The following is a 20,279-nucleotide window of genomic DNA, read 5'->3' as shown; positions in this document are numbered from 1 at the left end:
TCCTTATTGAGTTACTGTTTGTTGTAAATATTTAATTAACTTCCTTTATAAAGAACGGGAATTAAACTATTTGACAAGTTTGTCATTTGAATAGCAGCGCAGCCAAACTCGTAGGCAAATTCGATCGAACGACCTGCTCCCATAGCATCATAGAAAGCTACGGCAAACTCAATCGCGGCATTGTCACCAATTGCCTGCTTCATACCAATAACACAATCAATATGCTGAGCAATTGCTTTTGCTTGTACCTCTGAGTAGCAGCCGTTGAGTACAATGCATTCCAAACTATCAGCAAACAGTTTGAACAAGCTTGCTAATGCTTTTCCATCAACGAAATGGACCTTACCGCGCTCATTCTCCAAGACCAAACCCTCTTCTCCGGCCCCATGCCCTGAAAAATGAATAATTTGCGGGGCAACATCCAACATCGCTCGCTGGATATCCCTTGACCGCACTGCCCAACGTTGTTCCAAATGAAACTGATCGCGTTTTTGAGCTCGCCGTAGTCCAGCATCGATCTCACGCACCTCTTCATCTAGTCGCAGCCGTAAAGTTCCTTTGGGATTGGCCGCCAAAAACAAGACTGTTTTAACTGGGGCTTGACTTGCTTCAATCCGTTGCGATGACTTGCTCAAGTCTACTTTAGTAAGTTCTTCGTGCTGACTGTACTGTTCTTTGTTCCAGGTGATTTCAGCCTCCCACAACTCAATCTCGTGATAAGATAAAGCGGTTATTCCATCCGCCTGAACCCACATCGCATCAGGTTGCCAGGCTCCATTAGGTTCTGGACGTTTGCGTGTGTAAACTGTCAATCTGTTGTCTTCCCACCTCAGCAAATTGTATTGCAACGGATAACCTGGCACCCACTCCCGCACAGGAGCCCCAAACGTACCTGCAGCAATAACATCAATTTGACTTCCAGCCCGGTGTTGATAGTACTGGGCCATTGCTTGATGAATGTGACCATGGAGAGCTAGACGAAAACCATGCTTAGCTAACTGCTGCATAAAGCCGTGATCTTTAATGCGATCTTCATCAGGGCTATTTAGAGGATGGTGCCATACTGCTATCTTGAGTCGACTATCTTGATAAGTGGAATTTTCATCGATCTCTATCAGGGCATTAGCAAGTGCATTTGTGTTGATTCCAGCCCTAGTTGTGTAATGGTGGTCTAGTTGCCAAGCAGAATTTAGACCCAAGACAAGTAAGTCCTGCTTGGGAAAGTAATTTAAGGTGTATTGCCGTTCCGGTTCCAGAGGATACAGTCGATTGACGATATTGTCATAAAAACAGCTAAAACAGCTAAAACGTTGTTTATACTGCTCTGGATCTAAAACTTCGACGAACTCACCGTAATCAATTACGTGACCTTCATCCAGTGCCCCCTGATAGTCTGTCCGCCGTACTACACGGTAGGCATCTTTAGCAAGATTCCAATTAAGATCGTGGTTGCCAGGGACACAAATGACTTCTGGCCATTTCAACCTAAAACTAATTACAAGGTCAACAATAAACTTTCTTGCTGCTTCGTATTCTTCTGGACTGGACCGATTGGCAATATCACCAGAGATAATCAAAGCATTGAGTTTATCGCACTTTAAATCTTGACGTAAATCAGTAGCAATTTGTGTGTACCACCTCTTGGCATCATCTTGGGTTCCAAAGTGCAGATCTGAAAGATGGAGAATATTAACCATGAGGCTTAAGGTCCCTTAAATCCAAGAATAAAGGTAACTATCGTTTCATCTCTTAAAACTGCTTTACTTTCCCAAAGCAACCTTGAAACTATTAGAAAGATGAAGAGAATAGCAAAAACTTTTATCTCAAAATATCTGAAAATTAGATTTTTTCGTGATTTCGCCTACCACAATAGGAAAATCTCCGTTTTTTGAGATACATTATATTTATCCTCTTAAAATATTGAAGCTATCTTTTCATAAGTCCTCCAAGAAATGCTAATTAGCTGTTAAAATCAACTTCATAGTTTGGGTATATAGCTTCTGAAGCATAGGAATCGTAGCTCTTTGAGTACATGAGTTTATTCATTAACAAGCCCTAATTTTAACAGAACACAATATGAAAATTCAGTGGATAGATTAGCTCTCACTCCAACTATATAACAGGTGATTTGATCCCAATTATCACCTCAAAAATACTTAACTCTATATCCTAATAAAACGCAATTTAGGTATCTCCATGACAATTAGAAACATAAGAAATCTCCGTCCAAATCAGAGATCATGGATGGAGATGATATTAAGAGTTTTGGTGTTTCAAGACTTAATAATCAAACTGCCCCACACCAGCAGGTACTCTCTCCTTATGTTCTGGTTTCTCTGCCACAATGCATTCAGTTGTAAGGGTCATTGCTGCAATAGATGCTGCATTCTGTAGCCCGCTGCGGGTGACTTTTGCCGGATCTACAATGCCTGCCTCAAACATATTGACAAACTGGTTTTTCATCGCATCGTAGCCCACATCAAATTCCTGCTCTTTAGCATGTTCTGCAATTACTGCTCCATTTTGACCGGCATTTTCCGCAATGCGTCGGATGGGTGCATAAAGGGCCCGAGCAACAATTAAAGCCCCAACCAATTCTTCGTTATCCAAATGGTCTTTTGCCCAGGTTTCTAATTGCGGTGACAGATGGGCCAATGTAGTACCACCTCCTGGCACAATGCCTTCTTCCACAGCGGCCTTGGTAGAGTTAATCGCGTCCTCTAGTTTATATTTACGATCTTTCAGTTCAGTCTCAGTGGCTGCACCAACTTTAATCACAGCCACACCACCAGAGAGTTTTGCCAGACGCTCCTGTAGTTTCTCCCTGTCATAGTCGGAGTCGGTTTCTTCCATCTGACCTCGGATTTGTTCACAGCGGGCTTGTACTGCCTCTTCATTACCCTCGGCTACAATGGTCGTGGTATCTTTTGTAATCGTGACCCGACGGGAATGTCCCAACATTTCCATGGTGGCATTTTCTAACGACAGACCAGTTTCTTCGCTGATCACTTGAGTCCCTGTCAAAGCGGCAATATCCTGCAGCATCGCTTTACGGCGATCGCCAAACCCAGGGGCTTTGACGGCGGCAACCTGGAGTCCACCCCGTAGCTGATTGATCACCAAGGTAGCCAAAGCCTCTCTCTCAACATCTTCGGCGATAATTAGCAGTGGTTTACCGATGCGGGTGATTGATTCTAAGACTGGCAACAAATCTTGGATCAGGGTGATTTTTCTATCTGTAATTAGAATATAAGGCTCATTCAACAACGCTTCCATCCGCTCTGCATCGGTCACAAAGTAGGGGGAAATATAGCCCCGGTCAAAACGCATCCCTTCGGTAATTTCCAACTCGGTGGTCATGGACTTGCCTTCTTCCAGGGTAATTACGCCTTCACGACCCACTTTCTCCATGGCGGTGGCAATCATGTCACCTACCTCTGGGTCATTACCAGCTGAGATGGTGCCGACTTGAGCAATGGCTCTGGAGTCCTGAACAGGACGAGCATGGGCTTTAATCTGCTCGACCACAAAGTTTGCAGCTTTTTCAATGCCATGTCGCAGGGCCATAGAATTTGCCCCAGCAGCTACATTGCGCAGGCCCTCTCTGACAATTGCACTGGTCAGTACAACCGCAGTAGTAGTACCATCTCCTGCCACGTCATTGGTCTTAGCTGCCGCTTGACGAATCAAAGCAACCCCTGTGTTCTCGACATGGTCTTCTAGCTCAATTTCTTTCGCAATGGTCACCCCATCGTTGATGATCTGAGGTGCCCCAAATTTAGTTTCTAACACCACATTGCGACCCCGCGGTCCCAACGTGGAAGCAACCGCCTCAGATAAAAGGTCAATGCCTCTTTCCAGGGCATGACGAGCGTCATCACTGTAAAAAATAGATTTAGCCATTGCCACTGTCTCCTACATAATTCACGGCTACGCTAGCGTTGCTAGAATGTCTTGCTCTGACACGAGAACATAGTCTTCATTGCTCATCTGGATATCGGTCCCTGAGTATTTCGAATAGAGCACCTTGTCGCCCACATTGACATCAATGGGTTGATGTACACCGTTCTCATTTCGATTGCCAGGACCTACTGCGATTACTTCTCCGATCTGGGGTTTTTCCTGGGCGGTATCTGGGAGCAAAATGCCGCCTTCTGTCTTTTCTTCAGGGGCACTTACTTTCAAAAAAATGCGATCGCCCAGGGGTTTGACCGTTGCAACCTGTAAAGATACTGTCACCATAGAATCTCCCTCTAGCTATGTAGTAGTGATAGGCAACGCAAAGCTGGCTGAAACCCATTGTTAGAAAAGTTTCAACTTAATTGCCTCAAGAGTGGGGTAACCATACTTAAGGTAAAAAAACAATATGAGGAAGTTGTGAGAGTGAAAAAGGTCCTGATACGCCTGCCCAGCCACCCATCCACATTTGATAGTGGGCAAACTGACGCCACAGAGTACTAGTAGCACATTGTTTTTAGCTCTTGCTGGAGTAAGCTGGGCTTGCTCAGATACCATCCCTAGAGACTACTCCTAAGATGCTAATACATTCTCCTGCTATGCTGCGTCAGCTTATTCTCTATATCTCCCAAAAACAGGTGCTAGGATATCGCCATGGAGAATAGTGATTAGGTGTGAAACTTAATCCTCGTAAACTTCTGAGTTTTGGTCTGTTTGCCAAGTCATCCACATTGGGTATCCATTGCTATCTCGTAGTTCAATGGTGCGATTGGCATGTTTGATGGCTGAGGCAGCAAAGGTCGTTTCTCTACCCCAGGTGCCCCGAATGCCCGTCACTTCAATGGATAAATCCATAGACGCAGGTCCATTCTTGCGGTAATAGCCATTTACAGACGCCACCCGTTTACCATTCACCCGCTCAATCAATGTCGGACCCTGTCGCGGCAGAGCTGCTGGGGGCTCCCAGACTCCGGCTGGGAGCTAGAGTCTGGGAGTCAGGCTAGTGCCGACACACCACTCTGAAACCGATAACATAGCTGCGGCTGTCGGCTGCATTTTCAACGCGAGAGGCAGATCGACATTGCCCTGGAAAACAATTTCTCGCACCGCCACGTATCACACGTTTGGCATTCTTGTATGCAGTTAGCCAGGCTTGCCCGTTGGTGGGTGCTCGCTCATAGTTGTTGTGCCAATGGTCTTGACACCACTCCCATAAATTCCCGTGCATGTCACACAGACCAAAGGCATTGGCTATACCAAAGTGATCAACAGGGGTCGTCTTTCGACGTTGTCCACTCGTTGGCCCGTTATTATAGGCCTCAGTAGCTTGGTAGTTAGCCAGGTCAGGTGCGATCGTTTCTCCAAAGTGAAATGGTGTGGTAGTTCCTGCTCGACAGGCATATTCCCACTCTGCTTCCGTTGGTAAATCATACTGCCGACCTGTATAGGCCGACAACCGTTTGCAAAACTCTACCGCGTCGTACCATGACACCTGTTCTACTGGATGGTTATCTTTCCTAAACCGGGACGGATTAGCCTCTAGAGGTTGTTTAACCTGGGGTAGTTCTGCCACGAAGCGCCATTGGGCTTGGGTAATAGGGTATTGCCCCATAAAGAACTCATCAAGTTGCACCTCATGTTGTGGTCCTTCGGAATCCTTTCGTTCTGGTTCAGTTCTTGGGGAGCCCATGGTAAAACTTCCCGCTGGAATCTGCACCAACTCTACAGTTAGATTGTTATCCAGAACCTCAGCAAAAAAATGAATTGTTTCTTGTCGCCGCTCATAAGAAACATTAGGTCGTTCTGACAAAGTACTCATAACTCAAGAATCAAAGTGTATGGGTTCTCAAAAGGTAAGAGACAAAAGAAAGAACGTCATAATGAACGTCTAGGAGAACGACACACCACTCGAAAACCAATTCGACTAAACCTACGATTAGCCTGAAGATATTCGCGAGAGGCAGACCGACAGAATTTCGGGGCGAAGTCCCAGGAACCACCACGTAATAACCGTTTAGCATCTCCATTGTTAGTAAACCAAGCATCACTATCGACTGGCGCTCCCTCATAGTTTTTATGCCAGTGATCCTGACACCACTCCCATACATTTCCATGCATGTCGTACAAGCCAAAAGCGTTGGCTACCTTAAACTTTTTTACCAGCGTGGTTTGATTGCGACTTTGACCTTCTGGGCCATCGTGATAAACGTTTTTTCCATTGTAGTTAGCAACATCAGTTGTGATCATCTCTCCATAGTGGAAAGGCGTTACCGTTTCAGCTCGGCAAGCATATTCCCATTCTGCTTCTGTCGGAAGTTCGTACCTATGTCCGGTGTAAACTGATAGCCGCTGACAAAACTCCACTGCCTCATGCCAAGATACTCGCTCAACCGGACGGCTATTGCCTTTAAATACAGAAGGATTAGTCTCTAGAGTTAGCTCAATCTGGGGTAACGTAGCCACAAATTGCCATTGGGCTTGAGTAACTGGATATTGCCCCATAAAGAACTCATTAACTGTTACATCATGCTGTGGTCCTTCTGCACTAGACCGTTCCGGCTCATTCTCCGGGGAACCCATGACAAAGCTGCCTGCTGGAATAGCCACCATCATTATGAATGCATCATTTCCTAATCGTTCGCGATACCGCTCAGACTGTCGTTGCTGACGGCGTACTTGCCATCGCCTCAGTACCCCTCTAGGTTCAATAGTGGCTACATCAAAGCTAAAGGATTTAATCTCTGTTTCAGGAATCTTACCAGTGGGCTCCTGTAGAACGATAGTAACTACTTCTATTTCCTTGGTTTGCAGTGCTGGAAAATCAAGAAACTCGGCAACTTCGTATTCAAAGGTTTGGAGAGGAAAATCTGGCCATTTGGTAGCCATACCTGGTTCTGTTGAACTCTGAGGGTCTAATTGGTTGGCTAACTCTGCATACTCACTGCCTAAGGTGCGAAGGATCTGGGCCGTAACCTGAGCAAATGTTTTTAAACCATATCGATCTGCTTCAGCCTTTAACTCGGGAGATAACAATAACGCTCTAAAGTCTGCCAAGGTGCAGTTTAGTTTCTCTGCTACATGTTCCGATACTTTCTCGACAACTGCAACAGCGTCTACGGTTGGCAAAATATCCAATAACCGCTCCCGAGTCTCTGCCGGAAAGTCGTACTGTACCAGCTCTGGATCAGTGGTCTCCGACTGATCAACAGACCGCTGCAACAGACCACCCAAAAACACTTCGGCCACTGGCAGGGGAGACTTTACGTCTGGCAACATGGCGACTCGGATCAGTCGCATCACCGGCAACGTAATCACTGGAGCGGCTGATAACAAAGCTGCCAACCGTCGTGCTGCTGGAGTTGCTCGTAGTCGAAACTGTTCCAAACGTTCATCAGGCTCATTAATTACTCGCCCATTTGTTTGTTCCCACCCCTCAGCAGGCAACACAAAGCCAGGGGCTGACTGTCGTCGATCTCCTGATAGCATACGACTCCAGGCACTAATTGCGGAGTCATCGGTGGTTATCACGGGCACACAAATGGCGGGACCAGCCAAGTTGGCATCAGACTTCTGTGGGCGGCGCTTTGGCGATCGCAACCCCAAAAATCTAGGCATCAGGTTTTGATTCACTGCGCCCGGCATCCGATTTCGAATAGCCACATGGTCACCCACACCCAGAGCCGTTCGCTTCCACATCCAGTCCGGCAGCACCTGCCAAATTGCCGTGGGCATTGACTGCCCCCACTGGGTCAGAACGGGCTGCAACGACCCATCCCACCAGTAATCGGCTGTGCAGTCGCTAAATACTAGCGTCAATCGTCGCCCCGTTGGGGACAGTAGCACCCTTGGGCTCCGCACAGTCCGATCGGGGATAGCGCGGAGCCCTGGTGTTCCCTGGTCAACCACCAATTCCCACACCCGAAAGTCGCGAAACGAGCCGTAGCACTGTAGTAGTCTCTGAATATCATCAATCAACCGCTGCCATAGGGCCATACTGGCACTGCCATCGATGACCAGAGCCACCTCAAACCACGGTTCTCGATCTGGTTCTAACACCGGAGACCAAATATCAGTTTCTGCAATACGCTCAACGGTCGCCGTTTCATTCAAGTGGCTAGCGGTCTCAGAGGCGATTTGTTTAAGCAGCGGTCGCAGAGCCCGGACCAGTGGTAATGTATCTTCGACATAACCAGGGTCAGGGACAGAAATGGGTAATGCTTTAGCCGGTAAATTCCCAGCGGGACCAGCGGCAATATCAGCTCTGCCTTCATCTAGTGCGTTGTGGCTATCATTCTCTTCGTCGTCAAACTCCTCCTCCCAGTCATCAGGGGGAATCGTGTCGTAATCAGCCTGAATCTCCTGCTCAGACGGTTCGATAGCTGTCTCATCCTGGTTCTCTATCGGCTCTATCGGCTCTGGTTCCGACTGCCGCATAGCCAGCCAGAGAATCTCCGCAATCTCTGTCGGATTTAGTGCACAGTCACTCAGAGCTGCAATAAACCGCTCGGTGTTCATTTGCCCCCTGGGTCACTGGTCAAACGGCGGAGCAGAATTTCCTCTAAGGCTTTTAACTCGTCGGCTTTTGTCTGCTCATCATTGCCAGCACTGAGCTGAGACTGACGCACCATATAAACTAAATTCAACAGCTGATCGGTTGCCAGGGAAGATTTTTTGCTTTGGAGCTTCTGGGCAAATTCAACAATGAGTGGATCGACTTCCTTTTTCACCTGTTCCCAGGTGGTGTCACTGGCTTCCTGCTGAAAGTGGGCACCGACAATGTTTTCTAGCACCGTACTATCTGCCGGGTCAGGCATGGTAATGCGTAAACAACGGCGTAAAAATGCTGGTGGAAAGTCTCTCTCGCCATTGCTGGTCATAATTACCAGGGGAAATTCGTAACAGGTAACTTTGCCCTGCACAATCTCAGCTGGCAGCTGCTCATCGGCTGTGCGTACTGACATGGGAGCATTACTTTTTTGGCGCACCAGTTCGGGAACTTCGTAGCTGCCTTCTTCAAATAGGTTGAGCAAATCGTTAGGCAGATTCAGGTCGCTCTTATCGATCTCGTCGATCAATAATACACGGGGTAAATGGGAGGGTAAAAATGCTGTGCCCACAGGACCGAGCTGGATATAGTCTCCTAAACTGCGGCCTTGCTTGAGCTGGTCGATTTTAGCGCGGTCGTAATCTTCATCTTTATCCTTTGCCAGCAGAGTTTGTAGCTCTAGTTCTGACTTGTCAAATTGGGTGTCTTGTAAACGCGCGATCGCATCATACCGATACAGTGCATCTGACAGAGTAGACCGAGTAGTAATCGGCCATAGCAACACCGGCCCCAGCTGCAGCTCATAAGCAATGGCATAGGCCAGCGACGTTTTTCCCGAACCTGGATTCCCCGTAATTAACAAAGGACGACGTAAGGCCAGTGCCGAGTTAACCGCTGTCAGAATATCCGACTGGCCCGTGGTGCCTGCCTGACGAATTCGAAAGCTTTGTCCCCGCTCCCGAGAGCGAGTATCTAACCGCTGCTCACTACGGAGTTCAGTCCATCGCTGTTCACTAGCCTGCTGCCAATCTTGGTCAAAGTCTGCTGTGGACATAAACTGCCGCCAGGCAGGTCGCTCAACGATCGGCTGCAGCGGATGTTGCTGTGGCTGCCCATCACGATTAAGACCACCCGTAAAAAATTTCCAGTCAGACATAGGCTCTACTAAGCAGCAGGCGGCCGCAAACGACCATTTTTCCAATCTACCAGGACTGGCAACCGATGCGGACAATCGCATAATAAGCCCAAATCAGGCAGGCGAGACCGTTCCTTCCGAATAACCTCAGCTAATGTGGCAGAATCCTTTAGATTTACGGCCCGCAGCAGGTGATCGATTTGCTCTAACAGTTTTGTAGTATCTGCTGGAGGTCCATAGGACCAAAACCACAGCGGAATGCCGGACCATAGGACGGTCCCCAATAGCTGTTCCAAATCATCATGGTCCTCCGGTAACACTGTCAGCAACTTCAGTATAAGTGTGTCACATCCTTCCGGCAGGTCTTTCGCTAGAACATCACAGTCCAGTTCAGTGACTGGATGACTGAGAGTTAGCAAGTCTTCATTACGGCAAGTTTGTAGCCGGGTTAGCTTGTCCCGTAGGCCTTTTAGCCATTCCTCTGAGTAATTTTTTATGGTCAGTCGATCTAGCGATCGCACCAGCGTATTCCGAAACTGCTTCAGTTCTTTTGGCTTGCCCAAACCGGCCTTAATTTTCCACTCATGCACCGGTTGATCAAAATGTCGCCACGATAGGAAGAACTCGATGGTCTTAACCCCTTTGGCTTTACCCACAGCAACAGATAAATACTTGGATAACGCTTCATCTGGAGCATCCAGAGAACACTGGGCATCCGGTGGCAGCAAATCTGTTGTCATGCTGCCTGCACCATCGTCAAACTCAGCTCGGATCGCCACTGTATTCTCATCATCCTTGGGCTCCAAGGTAACCAGGAGATAACCAGGAGACTTGTCTACCTGGCTCGGTTCTGGCTCGGCAGGCCGATGCTGTGCATACCAGGTTTGCAATCCAGGTGGTACCCCAACTCCTTTAGACGGGTGTTTAAACTCTTCGATTGCTCGTCCTACAAAGGTTACGGCCAGGCTGAGATCATCTGCCCGCGTGACGATCTGCTTAAGTCCTTGCACAGTTTCTACCTGGGCTAATTCTGGATAGGCAAACGCCACCTTTTCAGATGTCAATGCTTGCTCAAAGACCTGGCGACACAGGGGAGCAATTATCGACACGTCTGCATCCGTAAAATAAGCAAACAGCTCATCCCAAACTTGAGCAGCCACCTGGTATATGGGAGCCTGATTCCCCAGAAATCCTACGTTCGGTTCAAAGTTGGCCAAAATCTGAAAGGCAAAGGCACTGGCATGGTTGGATGCTGTTACTTGTCGCACATCCTCCGGTGGCTGATTGAGAGCGTCATTTTTGCTGTCAATCAAATCCGAAATGCCCCGTACCACAATGGCCGATGCTCGATGGGCATTGGCATGGGCCGCTTTTAGAAAGCCATAGCCCTCCATTTCTACGGCTAGAGCATCACTGTATTGTCTGCGCAGAAACTGATAGACGCTGGACTGGGTGGAAGCAATCACTTTTTCTCCGGCTGCGATCGCGCCTACCCGTACTTCAGGCATCGATTCCGGCTGCATCGACAGCCGCTTTAACCATCGCTGATCATGGCTGCGAGCCTCTGCCTTTGCCCGCTCGATCAGCGCATAGGAACTCAACCCTAGCTCCGTGCGCGCTTCAAACTCAGCCTTGGCTTTACCGTACTCATAGTTATGGACCTTAGTAGCTGCCACTACATCGCCAATCCTCACATCCTTGATACCGCCTGCCACCCCTACAAACAGAATCACCTGTGGGTCAAAAACCGAAATTACCCGCTCCGTTTCCAGGGCTGCAACAGAATCCCCCATCCCCACTTCAGCTATCCCCACCTCCCAGGTACGACCGTTGGCTGTAAAGACTCCCTGCTCATAAATATTGCCTGCTGGATGCTGCACCTCATGACTATTGGTCAAAAACGCCCGTACAGCCTCAAATTCAACTCGTAATGCAGTAAGAATGACAGCACGCAGATTGGGCATCGCTGAACCACAAACAGATAAGTGACGACGTGAATTCCTGTAAAAAATAGAATACCTTAAATCAACTTCAAAGCCTCCAGCATTGGGGGTTTGGGGGGCTGTCAAGAAAGCCAACTACCCCACCAAAATCCAAGCCATATCTACTTTGGTCGATACAATGAACTTTGCCCAGATTCTGGAAATTTTCCATGGAATTGTCTCACTTTCACAACGAATCGACACAATGAATGAATTAATAACCGTTGGTTGAGCGAAGTCGAAACCACCCCCTCGACCCCGCGTTCCCTGAGTGGAGTCGAAGGGAACGCTTGCAGCTCAGACTTACCTCACACTCCCTACCAGTCAGCCCATGGACCGCAACGAACACACCCTGCAAATCCTGATGGAGGAATACCGTGTCCTCAAAGCAGAGCAAAGTATGCGCATCGGCTTTCGGGATAATCTGCTATACGTCACCTTAGGGATTTTTGGAGCGATTGCGTCCTTTGCTTTGACCAATGCCAACGGTTACGCTGCACTCTTGGTTATTCCCTGGGTATGTCTGGTTATGGGCTGGACTTACCTGATCAACGACGAGAAGATAACCGCCATCGGTCGCTATGTGCGCTACGACCTGGAAAAGCGGGTTGCTGCTCTGATTGGTGGTGCCGCTGACGAAAAATACCTGTTTGGCTGGGAAACTGCTCACCGCGATGATCCGCGTCGCAAACGTCGGAAACATACACAGCTATTTGTCGATCAGGTTACATTTGTAATTTCTGGTTTAGTTGCTCTGGTTGCTTTTTGGTTGTTGACCTCAAGCATCTCTGTTTTTGCGGTTATCCTCTCTGCCATGGAGGCTGTTTTACTAATTGTTTTGGGACTAAGAATTACAGACTACGCCGACCTCGCCAAAGGTCATTAAAGAGTCCAGAATATGGCAGCAGGGCCGCTGGGAGTCTCCCAACCAGAGTCTGGAAGCTAGATGAAGCAGTCAGAAGAAATCGAGACGCTATGCGCCAAAGAGGGTAAAAGGTAAAAGGATAACGGAGTCGAAAGGTTACCGAAAAGTCTCCCGGGCATGGCATGTTACACGAAAACCGATAGTGTTGTCGTAGTGACCGGACGAAGTCACAAAGCGAGAGGCAGAGCAGCAATACCACGGACGGCTGTACCAGGAACCGCCACGTAGTACACGCATAATATTTTTATTGGAAGTTAACCAAGCACTTCCATCGGTCGGTGCTTGCTCATAGTTATCATGCCAATGGTCTTGGCACCATTCCCATACATTCCCATGCATATCACACAAACCAAAGACATTAGCCACACCAAATTGAGTAACAGGAGTAGTTCTTCCTCCATTTGAACCTTCTGGTCCTTCTGCTAGGAGACCGCCACGAAAGTTACCAATATCAGAGGAAATCATTACTCCAAAATGATAGGGTGCCTCAGTCCCTGCCCGACAGGCATACTCCCACTCTGCCTCACTCGGCAATCCATACTCTCGACCTGTCTGGACCGATAACCGCTTACAAAACTCCACTGCCTCAAACCAAGACACTTGCTCCACCGGATGATTATCTCCTTTAAACCCAGACGGTTCAGGGTTTAAGTCAATTGCTACTTTTTCGAGTCCAGCTACGGCTCTCCATTGCCTCTGGATAACTGGATATCGACCCATCAAAAACTGGGGAACTCGTACCAAATGTTGAGGACGCTCTTCATCCCTGCTATCAGGCTCGTCTTCTACAGAACCCATCAGAAATTCCCCTGCAGGAATCAGCATCAGCGTCAGCGTCACCCCATTGCCCAGGTCTTCCACAAAGCCTTGATTGGTACGCTTGTAGCGATGCAACGTGAGATTACTCGCAGACGTTTCCACAGGATCACCCATCTTTAGAGCATGACTTCATGATTATGGCGCAATCCTTTGCATAGGATACGAAATCCAAAGTCAGTAACCCCAAACCCCAATGAACGAATCCGTAGGGGTAGTGTGCTTACCCCGGAATATGAGGTACCTGCAATCATAAACCGCTAACCAGATGTGCGATCGCGAATCGGCAATCTATCCGCTGGCCAATCGCCAGCCTATATTCCCCCACAATTTATCCTGGTGTTTAACAAAATCAAAATCATCCATTCACCCTTCAGCTCATCCACCCTGCACCCTCTATGCCAGCCTCAACCCTCCCCACCCTTAACCTGCAAACCTTTCTCCACGGGGCACCGTCCGACCGACAGCAGTTTGTCCTGACCCTAGGTCAGGCGCTGGAAACAGTGGGCTTTTTTGCCCTGGAGAACCATGGCATTGATGCCCAGCTGATTCAGTTGGCCTATCAAGCGGCGGCTGACTTTTTTACCTTGCCAGACGCTATTAAACAGACCTACGAACGGCCCGAAATCCACCAACAGCGAGGCTTTACTCGCTTTGGTCAAGAGCATGCCAAAAACAGCGAGGCTCCTGATCTTAAAGAGTTCTGGCATGTGGGTCGAGACGAAGAATTGGCCAATCCCTGGCCCCAGGAGGTGCCTCAATTCCAGCAGGCGATGTCACAGCTATACCTGGAGTTGGAGCTGTGTGCGACCCATTTACTGAGAGCCTGTGCCCTTTATCTAGAGCTGCCAGAGCCGTTTTTTGATGCAGAAGCTCGCCAGGGCAAAAGCATTCTGCGCCTGTTGCACTATCCGCCTTTGCCAGAATCACTGTCGGCAAAAAGTTTGAGAGCAGCTGCCCATGAAGATATTAATCTGATTACCTTGCTGTGTGAAGCCACCGGGCCAGGGTTGGAACTCTTGCAAACAGACGGGCACTGGCTAGCCGTTAACCCTCTACCCGGCCAGATCATTATCGATACGGGGGATATGCTGCAGGCCTTGAGCAATGGCATCTTTAGAAGTACCACCCATCGGGTTGTAAACCCCGATGCTCAGAGGGTTGGCCCCCTCTCTCCGGATCAGGAGCGAAGATTTTCCCTGCCCTTCTTTGTGCATCCTCGCGCTGATTTTGACTTAACGCCGCTGCCCGGATGCATTCAGCGCACAGGCGGTCAACCCAAGTTTCCATCCCAGACTGCTGGCCAATATCTACAGCAGCGGCTCCAGGAAATTGGCTTAGCCTAAAATCTTGATACCAAGGCAATCGCCTTAACACGTCATAATAGACAAATATCTCCATTACCTACGGCCACTTCTCTATGGATATTGCCTCTGCTTTACCAGCTGCGATCGTTACCCTACGCGAGGGTGTAGAAGCAGCGCTGGTGGTCGGAATCGTTCTCGCCTGCCTAAATAAGGCGGAAAAAGCCGAGCTCAATCAATGGGTTTTTGGGGGAGTAGTGGCGGGTTTGACGGGTAGTGTTCTGATTGGTTCCTTTTTGGGTTTGGGGCTGCAGCAGTTGCAATATGTAATGCCCAATGCTGAGCGGCTGCTAAAGCCATTCCTGGGCATTTTGTTTGGTAGTGTTGCCATCATTATGCTGAGCTGGATGTTGCTGTGGATGACGCGTCAGGCCCGATCTTTAAAAGCAGAAATCAGCCAAACTGTTACCAACGCCCTGGTCAATGAAACAGCTGGGCTGAGTATCTTTAGCCTTGTATGTATCGCGGTGCTCAGGGAGGGGTTTGAGACCGTTTTATTTTTGTTTACCCAATCCCAAACACTGATGGGTAGCTTGTTTGGAGTTGTTATGGGATTGTTGGGGGCGACATTAATTGGGTTTGGGCTCTTTAAGTGGGGTATCCGGATTAACTTGAAATTGTTTTTTCAAGTTATGGGAGTGCTGCTGTTGTTAATCATCTCGGGGCTGGTGGTGTCAGTATGTCGCAACATTGACATTACCTTTGCTATTGTGAGCCAGCTTAATAATTTCTCTCTGGATCTATGCCTTGGTACGGGACAATCTTGCATCCTGGGTCCGTTGGTTTGGAATACTAGCCAGAGTTTGCCAGATAAGCAGTTTCCAGGGGTGATCTTGAAAGTATTGCTAGGCTATCGCGATCGCATCTATCTAGTTCAGCTAATGGCGTATATCTTATTCTGGCTAGTGATTGGCAACCGATATTTCCGTACACTCAATCAACCCATTCCCCCAAAAACTCAAACCACATCAGTAGCGCCATCACCATAAGTAAGGATTTATAAAAACAAGAATCATGGCTCACGCCGTAAGCATATCAGTGAAACTACTCAACTACGACTTTTCTAACGAAAACCTGCTGATCAGTAAAGTCTCGTATGGGGTCATTGCTGATTCTGTCACCTCTCAGCAGCGACCCCATAGGCTAACAATTTTTAGAACTACTGTCAGAGTCGCTTTGGTCTAACAAACGTTCAAACCGATCTTTTGACCAACGATCTGTCGCATAGGAAATGGCACTAATTTCAGCCAACCGAATCAGCCATACCGTCCGCTGATAAGGATCATCCGGTAGCTCATCATCTTCGTAACCTTCCGCCACATCCACATCCACAACTTCCACGTAGTCACCGTCTAAATAAATAGGAATGCCGACGAGTCTTGTTCCTGGCATTCGAAACCAGACTTCACTACCGGTGTGGAGAGCTTCTTCTAAACGTTTGTAGAGCCGTGTTTGTTTTGGAGCTTTGCAGGCGCGAGACTCTGATTCATGCTGGATGAGCGGTCGAGGGGTATTTTGCATGCTTCTCTCCTTTGGGTCAATACACAATGCCGTACACAGGCCACTTACTGATGCAATCACGCGTTTAACAATGCTTGTCTAATTGTCAAATCACCCTGAGTAAGTGGTTTTAGAGCTGGACATCTGGCATATCTCTACTGAGGGGACACCTCCTGCTATAGGTAAAAATCAAGTGAATAGAGCTAGTTTAGTGGCTTGTCTGGAACTAAACCTGAATACCTGTCATAGCTCAGCATTTTTAAAAGAATGCCCAAGTCTATTCAAGGCAGAACCTTTCTAGGTAGTCTACACCATACCAATCTAGACGAGTAGACACAAAAGCTGTCAGATTCAGCTATGGACCTTAAGTAAATTATAAAATTCGGCGTTGCGACTCCTCGGGATGACTTCATCTACAAGATACAGATGAGTGGCATTTCTCCAGATCGGTGCATTCTCTCAATCAGCAACGGCTAAAATTCCTCACCCTGGGCACAAGGTTCCTAGCCTTCTAGAACCTTCCTGCTACCTATGGAGATGTGAGTGCGGCCAGGTTAGCTTTGCTTTACTCGCATCAAAGGTTGACCAAACTCTACGGGTTCAGCATTTTGGACCAAAACTTCCACAATTTCACCGGATATTTCAGCCTCTAACTCATTCATCAGCTTCATGGCTTCAATGATGCAAACTGTCTGACCGGGTTTGATGCGATCGCCCGTGTCAACAAACGGCGGTTCATCAGGAGCTGGCGAACGATAGAAAGTCCCCACCATAGGGGACGTAATCTCATACAAATCAGAGGCACTGGCCGCAGGTGGGGTAGCAACAGGCTCGACCGCAGGCGCTGCAGCAGGCGGCGCTACCATAGGTGCTCCGGGAGGTATAGTGGCAGCAGCATCTGGAGACAACACCACAGCCTGGCTAGGGGCAGTTGCTTTGCGCAGGGTAAGCTCAAACTGAGGATTTTTAAGCGTCAGCTCAGCAATATCCGTTTGATCAAGAGCGGCAACTAGCTGACGAAGCTCACTAAAATCCAAATCCACTATTTACAACTCCAAATAAACGATGAGAGACATCTACCCACCTAACCTATATTGAGGTAACCGACTTCAGAATATAGATGGTACAACCTATTCACCAGCACATTTCCCAAACAACAAAGTCTTATTCTCGACCGAGATAAGAATCATTGCGGGTATCGATCTTAATTCTTTCACCAATTGAAATAAATAGCGGCACCATGACCTGGGCACCAGTTTCGACTTTGGCAGGCTTGGTACCCCCCGTAGCGGTATCTCCCTTCACGCCAGGGTCTGTTTCTGTCACTTCCAAAACCACCGAGTTGGGCAGATCAACTTCCAGAACTTGACCATTCCAACGCAGCACAGTGACTTCCATCTCTTCCTTTAGATATTTCACCTGTGAGCCAATTTGCTTCGCCGAGAGCTGGGCTTCATCATAGGTTTCCATATCCATAAATACGTATTGCTCACCATCGCGATAGGTGTGCTGCATGACGCTCTTTTCCAAGATAGCCTGGGGGACTGTTTCCCCAGCCCGAAAGGTGCGTTCAACAACACTACCGGATTGCACGTTTTTTAGCTTGGTACGTACAAATGCTGCCCCTTTTCCAGGTTTTACATGGAGAAACTCCACCACTCGCCACACGGAGCCATCAAGTTCAATACTAGTACCGGTGCGAAAATCATTACTAGAAATCATGGTCTGGCGGACGGTAGGTTGATAGTCGGTGGTCGGCACTTATTGTACAGCCCAGCGGTCATTTACCCGTACGGTTGTTCAATTATGGTGGCCAGCAATACAAGACATCTGAAACCGCAGCAGCTAACTATCTGAGACGACCCACACTGTGGCAAGATCGTAAAGGTTTGTCACGCCGTTGTCGTTCATTTTCAACTATGGCTCGTTTTCAATACCGCTTGCAGACCGCTCTTGCCGGTCTCCTGGGCGTTGGTTTTAGTTTTTTGCTGATGGGTTGGTGCTATATACCATCGGCTCAGGCTGCTCCCATCCCTTCACTTAATTTACCGATCGCTTACTTGCCTCCTGGTGATGCGATTACTGACCCTAAGGCATTACTACGCTATGCCCTACCGATAGACAGTCCCGAGATTCGTAAGGTTCAGGATAAGTTAGAGGGACTTAATTATGCGCTGCGAACAAAGCAGTGGGGACGAGCAAAACGGGAAATTAATGGGTCTGCAAAGTTACTCAATCGTAAGCGTTCGGCCATTGTAGAAGCGATTCCGGAAGAACGACGCTCCCTGGCTGACCCCTTATTCGAGCAAATCAGTTTGCAATTAGAGGGGATGCAAACGGCGGCCCAGAGCAAGGATTTGGAAACCCTTTGGACTGAGCGACGGTCGGTTTTAAACGCGATTGGTGATTTGGAAGGCCTCATGGTTAAAGGGTTTCCCTATGAGGTACCGGCTGACTATGACAACCTGCCTCAGTTAAAAGGACGCGCCACGGTTGAATTTAAAACCAATGAAGGATTGGTATCGGTAGTAGTTGATGGATACAGTGCTCCGGTGACGGCTGGTAACTTCGTCGATCTGATTGAACGGGGTTTTTATGATGGCATGACCTTTGATCGGGCGGAGGAAAACTATGTGTTGCAAACGGGGGATCCGGATGGCCCTGAAGCGGGATTTATTGATCCAAAAACTAAGAAATACCGAGCTATTCCACTAGAGATTTTAGTGGAAGGGGATGATGCACCAACCTATGGAGCCACCCTGGAAGAGCTGGGCCGTTTTCTTGAAAAGCCTGTATTGCCATTTAATTCCTTTGGGGCACTGGCCATGGCCCGGCCTGAGTCTGAGCCCGACGGTGGTTCTTCTCAGTTTTTCTTCTTTTTGTTTGAGCCGGAGTTAACTCCAGCGGGCTTAAATCTGCTAGATGGTCGCTATGCGGTCTTTGGCTACACCATTGATGGTCAGGATGCCCTGGATCGCATGGGGCGTCAGGGGGGCAAAATTATTTCGGCCCAGGTGGTAGATGGGTTGGATAACTTGGTTGCTCCGCAGGCGTGATTCCAGTCACGGTTGCTGACCTGGGTGAACATGAGATCCTCAGACGGTTGCGTCCATATTGCGCAGCCGTGGTTGGGGATGATGGCGCGGTGCGATCGCTACCGGCTGGTGAACAGCTGGTGGTGACCACCGATGTCCTGGTTGATCAGGTGCATTTTAGCGATCGCACCCTCCCACCCCATGCCCTTGGCTGGCGAGCGGCGGCTGTTAATCTCTCGGATTTAGCGGCGATGGCCGCCACGCCCATGGGGGTTACCATTGGCCTGACGCTACCGCCAGATACGCCCTGGTCCTGGGTTGATGACCTATACCAGGGGTTTAAGGATTGTTTGGATCACCATGGCGGTGCGATCCTCGGTGGCGATTTATGCCGAGGCCATCAGCGCAGTTTAGCGATTACCGCCTTAGGCACTGTATTACCCGGTCAAGCGCTGTATCGTAACCGGGCAAAAGCAGGCCAGATGCTAGTGGCAACCGGAGTCCATGGAGCCGCTCGTGCGGGATTGGCGCTGCTATTAGCTGAGCTAGACCTGGTCAGTCCAGCTGCTGAGGCGTGGATTCAGGCGCACCAGCAGCCGGTGCCCAGATTTGATGCGATCGCAGCCCTGCAGACCCATTGCCAGGATCTGAGCAGCATTGCGGCCATGGATACTAGCGACGGTCTGGCCGACGCTATCATTCAAATTTGTGATCAAAGTCAGGTGGGGGCTACGCTTTTGCGATCGCAATTGCCAATTCCACCCGGATTAGTCGAAGCAGTGGGGCAGACCACAGCTGAGCAATGGACACTCTATGGTGGCGAAGATTTTGAGCTACTCTTGAGCCTGCCGCCAGAGATTGCCGGAGCCTTGAGCCAAGCGCTGCCAGATAGTCAGATTATTGGCCATACTACCCTCGAACCTGAAATCCGTCTGAGGGATGATGTTAACCACGGAACAGATATCCCATTGGACCAGGATCAAGGCTACCAACACTTCCAGGGTTAGTTTTGGCAACGC

The 20,279-nt window shown here is 48.7% G+C and carries 17 protein-coding genes; 5 read left to right on the top strand and 12 right to left on the bottom strand.

The window, feature by feature from the left end; translation table 11 throughout:
- Positions 1-35: 35 nt before the first annotated feature.
- The 8 genes from N836_RS75295 to N836_RS73250 all read right to left on the bottom strand — a co-directional run bounded on the left by N836_RS75295 (position 36) and on the right by N836_RS73250 (position 11,602).
- Complete coding sequence (locus N836_RS75295; RefSeq protein WP_023072619.1) at positions 36-1,697, bottom strand: metallophosphoesterase; 1,662 nt, start codon at positions 1,695-1,697, stop codon at positions 36-38.
- Positions 1,698-2,280: 583 nt separating this feature from the next.
- Positions 2,281-3,903 carry a chaperonin GroEL gene (gene groL / locus N836_RS51420; protein WP_023072618.1) on the bottom strand — a complete coding sequence of 541 codons (1,623 nt, stop codon included), beginning with the start codon at positions 3,901-3,903 and terminating at the stop codon, positions 2,281-2,283.
- Positions 3,904-3,930: 27 nt separating this feature from the next.
- Positions 3,931-4,242, bottom strand: a complete 312-nt coding sequence (gene groES, locus N836_RS51415; RefSeq protein WP_023072617.1) for a co-chaperone GroES — start codon at positions 4,240-4,242, stop codon at positions 3,931-3,933.
- 396 nt (positions 4,243-4,638) lie between these two features.
- Positions 4,639-4,812: a hypothetical protein gene (locus N836_RS51405; RefSeq protein ID WP_161634964.1), complete on the bottom strand. Its 174-nt coding sequence runs from the start codon at positions 4,810-4,812 to the stop codon at positions 4,639-4,641.
- Positions 4,813-4,957: 145 nt separating this feature from the next.
- The gene (locus N836_RS51400) at positions 4,958-5,776 is read right to left on the bottom strand and encodes a formylglycine-generating enzyme family protein (RefSeq protein ID WP_023072614.1); all 819 of its coding nucleotides are present in this window, start codon (positions 5,774-5,776) and stop codon (positions 4,958-4,960) included.
- A gap of 56 nt (positions 5,777-5,832) precedes the next feature.
- Positions 5,833-8,472: an SAV_2336 N-terminal domain-related protein gene (locus N836_RS51395; RefSeq protein ID WP_023072613.1), complete on the bottom strand. Its 2,640-nt coding sequence runs from the start codon at positions 8,470-8,472 to the stop codon at positions 5,833-5,835.
- On the bottom strand, positions 8,469-9,659 hold the full coding sequence (locus N836_RS51390) for an AAA family ATPase (RefSeq protein WP_023072612.1): 1,191 nt from the start codon (positions 9,657-9,659) through the stop codon (positions 8,469-8,471). Before N836_RS51390 ends, N836_RS51395 begins: the two co-directional genes overlap by 4 nt.
- A gap of 8 nt (positions 9,660-9,667) precedes the next feature.
- Entirely contained in the window at positions 9,668-11,602 is a 1,935-nt protein-coding gene (locus N836_RS73250; protein ID WP_023072611.1) for a phosphorylase family protein, read from the bottom strand.
- Between the two features lie 349 nt (positions 11,603-11,951).
- On the opposite strand from N836_RS73250, the gene N836_RS51385 reads away from it, so the two are divergent.
- Positions 11,952-12,506: a hypothetical protein gene (locus N836_RS51385; RefSeq protein ID WP_023072610.1), complete on the top strand. Its 555-nt coding sequence runs from the start codon at positions 11,952-11,954 to the stop codon at positions 12,504-12,506.
- Between the two features lie 135 nt (positions 12,507-12,641).
- Here the strand turns inward: N836_RS51385 and N836_RS51380 are convergent, their stop codons facing one another.
- Entirely contained in the window at positions 12,642-13,466 is an 825-nt protein-coding gene (locus N836_RS51380) for a formylglycine-generating enzyme family protein (protein ID WP_031292650.1), read from the bottom strand.
- A 293-nt stretch (positions 13,467-13,759) separates the two neighbouring features.
- On the opposite strand from N836_RS51380, the gene N836_RS51375 reads away from it, so the two are divergent.
- Together N836_RS51375 and N836_RS51370 are read left to right on the top strand one after the other, a co-directional pair.
- Positions 13,760-14,707, top strand: coding sequence for an isopenicillin N synthase family dioxygenase (locus N836_RS51375; protein ID WP_023072608.1), 948 nt, complete (start codon positions 13,760-13,762; stop codon positions 14,705-14,707).
- A gap of 74 nt (positions 14,708-14,781) precedes the next feature.
- On the top strand, positions 14,782-15,714 hold the full coding sequence (locus N836_RS51370) for an FTR1 family iron permease (RefSeq protein WP_023072607.1): 933 nt from the start codon (positions 14,782-14,784) through the stop codon (positions 15,712-15,714).
- Positions 15,715-15,868: 154 nt separating this feature from the next.
- Here N836_RS51370 and N836_RS51365 read toward each other — a convergent pair whose 3' ends face one another.
- The 3 genes from N836_RS51365 to efp all read right to left on the bottom strand — a co-directional run bounded on the left by N836_RS51365 (position 15,869) and on the right by efp (position 17,947).
- Positions 15,869-16,246: a hypothetical protein gene (locus N836_RS51365; RefSeq protein ID WP_023072606.1), complete on the bottom strand. Its 378-nt coding sequence runs from the start codon at positions 16,244-16,246 to the stop codon at positions 15,869-15,871.
- A 533-nt stretch (positions 16,247-16,779) separates the two neighbouring features.
- Positions 16,780-17,268, bottom strand: coding sequence for an acetyl-CoA carboxylase biotin carboxyl carrier protein (gene accB / locus N836_RS51360; protein WP_023072605.1), 489 nt, complete (start codon positions 17,266-17,268; stop codon positions 16,780-16,782).
- A gap of 121 nt (positions 17,269-17,389) precedes the next feature.
- Entirely contained in the window at positions 17,390-17,947 is a 558-nt protein-coding gene (gene efp / locus N836_RS51355) for an elongation factor P (protein ID WP_023072604.1), read from the bottom strand.
- Between the two features lie 197 nt (positions 17,948-18,144).
- Here efp and N836_RS51350 point away from each other — a divergent pair, with 197 nt between their 5' ends.
- Together N836_RS51350 and thiL are read left to right on the top strand one after the other, a co-directional pair.
- A complete protein-coding gene (locus tag N836_RS51350) occupies positions 18,145-19,281 on the top strand; it encodes a peptidylprolyl isomerase (RefSeq protein ID WP_023072603.1) in 1,137 nt (378 codons plus the stop codon).
- A complete protein-coding gene (gene thiL / locus N836_RS51345; RefSeq protein WP_023072602.1) occupies positions 19,278-20,267 on the top strand; it encodes a thiamine-phosphate kinase in 990 nt (329 codons plus the stop codon). The genes N836_RS51350 and thiL overlap by 4 nt, the downstream gene beginning before the upstream one ends.
- The last annotated feature ends 12 nt before the right edge of the window (positions 20,268-20,279 follow it).

This window comes from Leptolyngbya sp. Heron Island J (assembly GCF_000482245.1).
Lineage (GTDB): Bacteria > Cyanobacteriota > Cyanobacteriia > Phormidesmidales > Phormidesmidaceae > Leptothoe.
The sequence above is the reverse complement of the archived record's forward strand: the minus strand, read 5'-3'. Positions and strand labels throughout refer to the sequence as shown.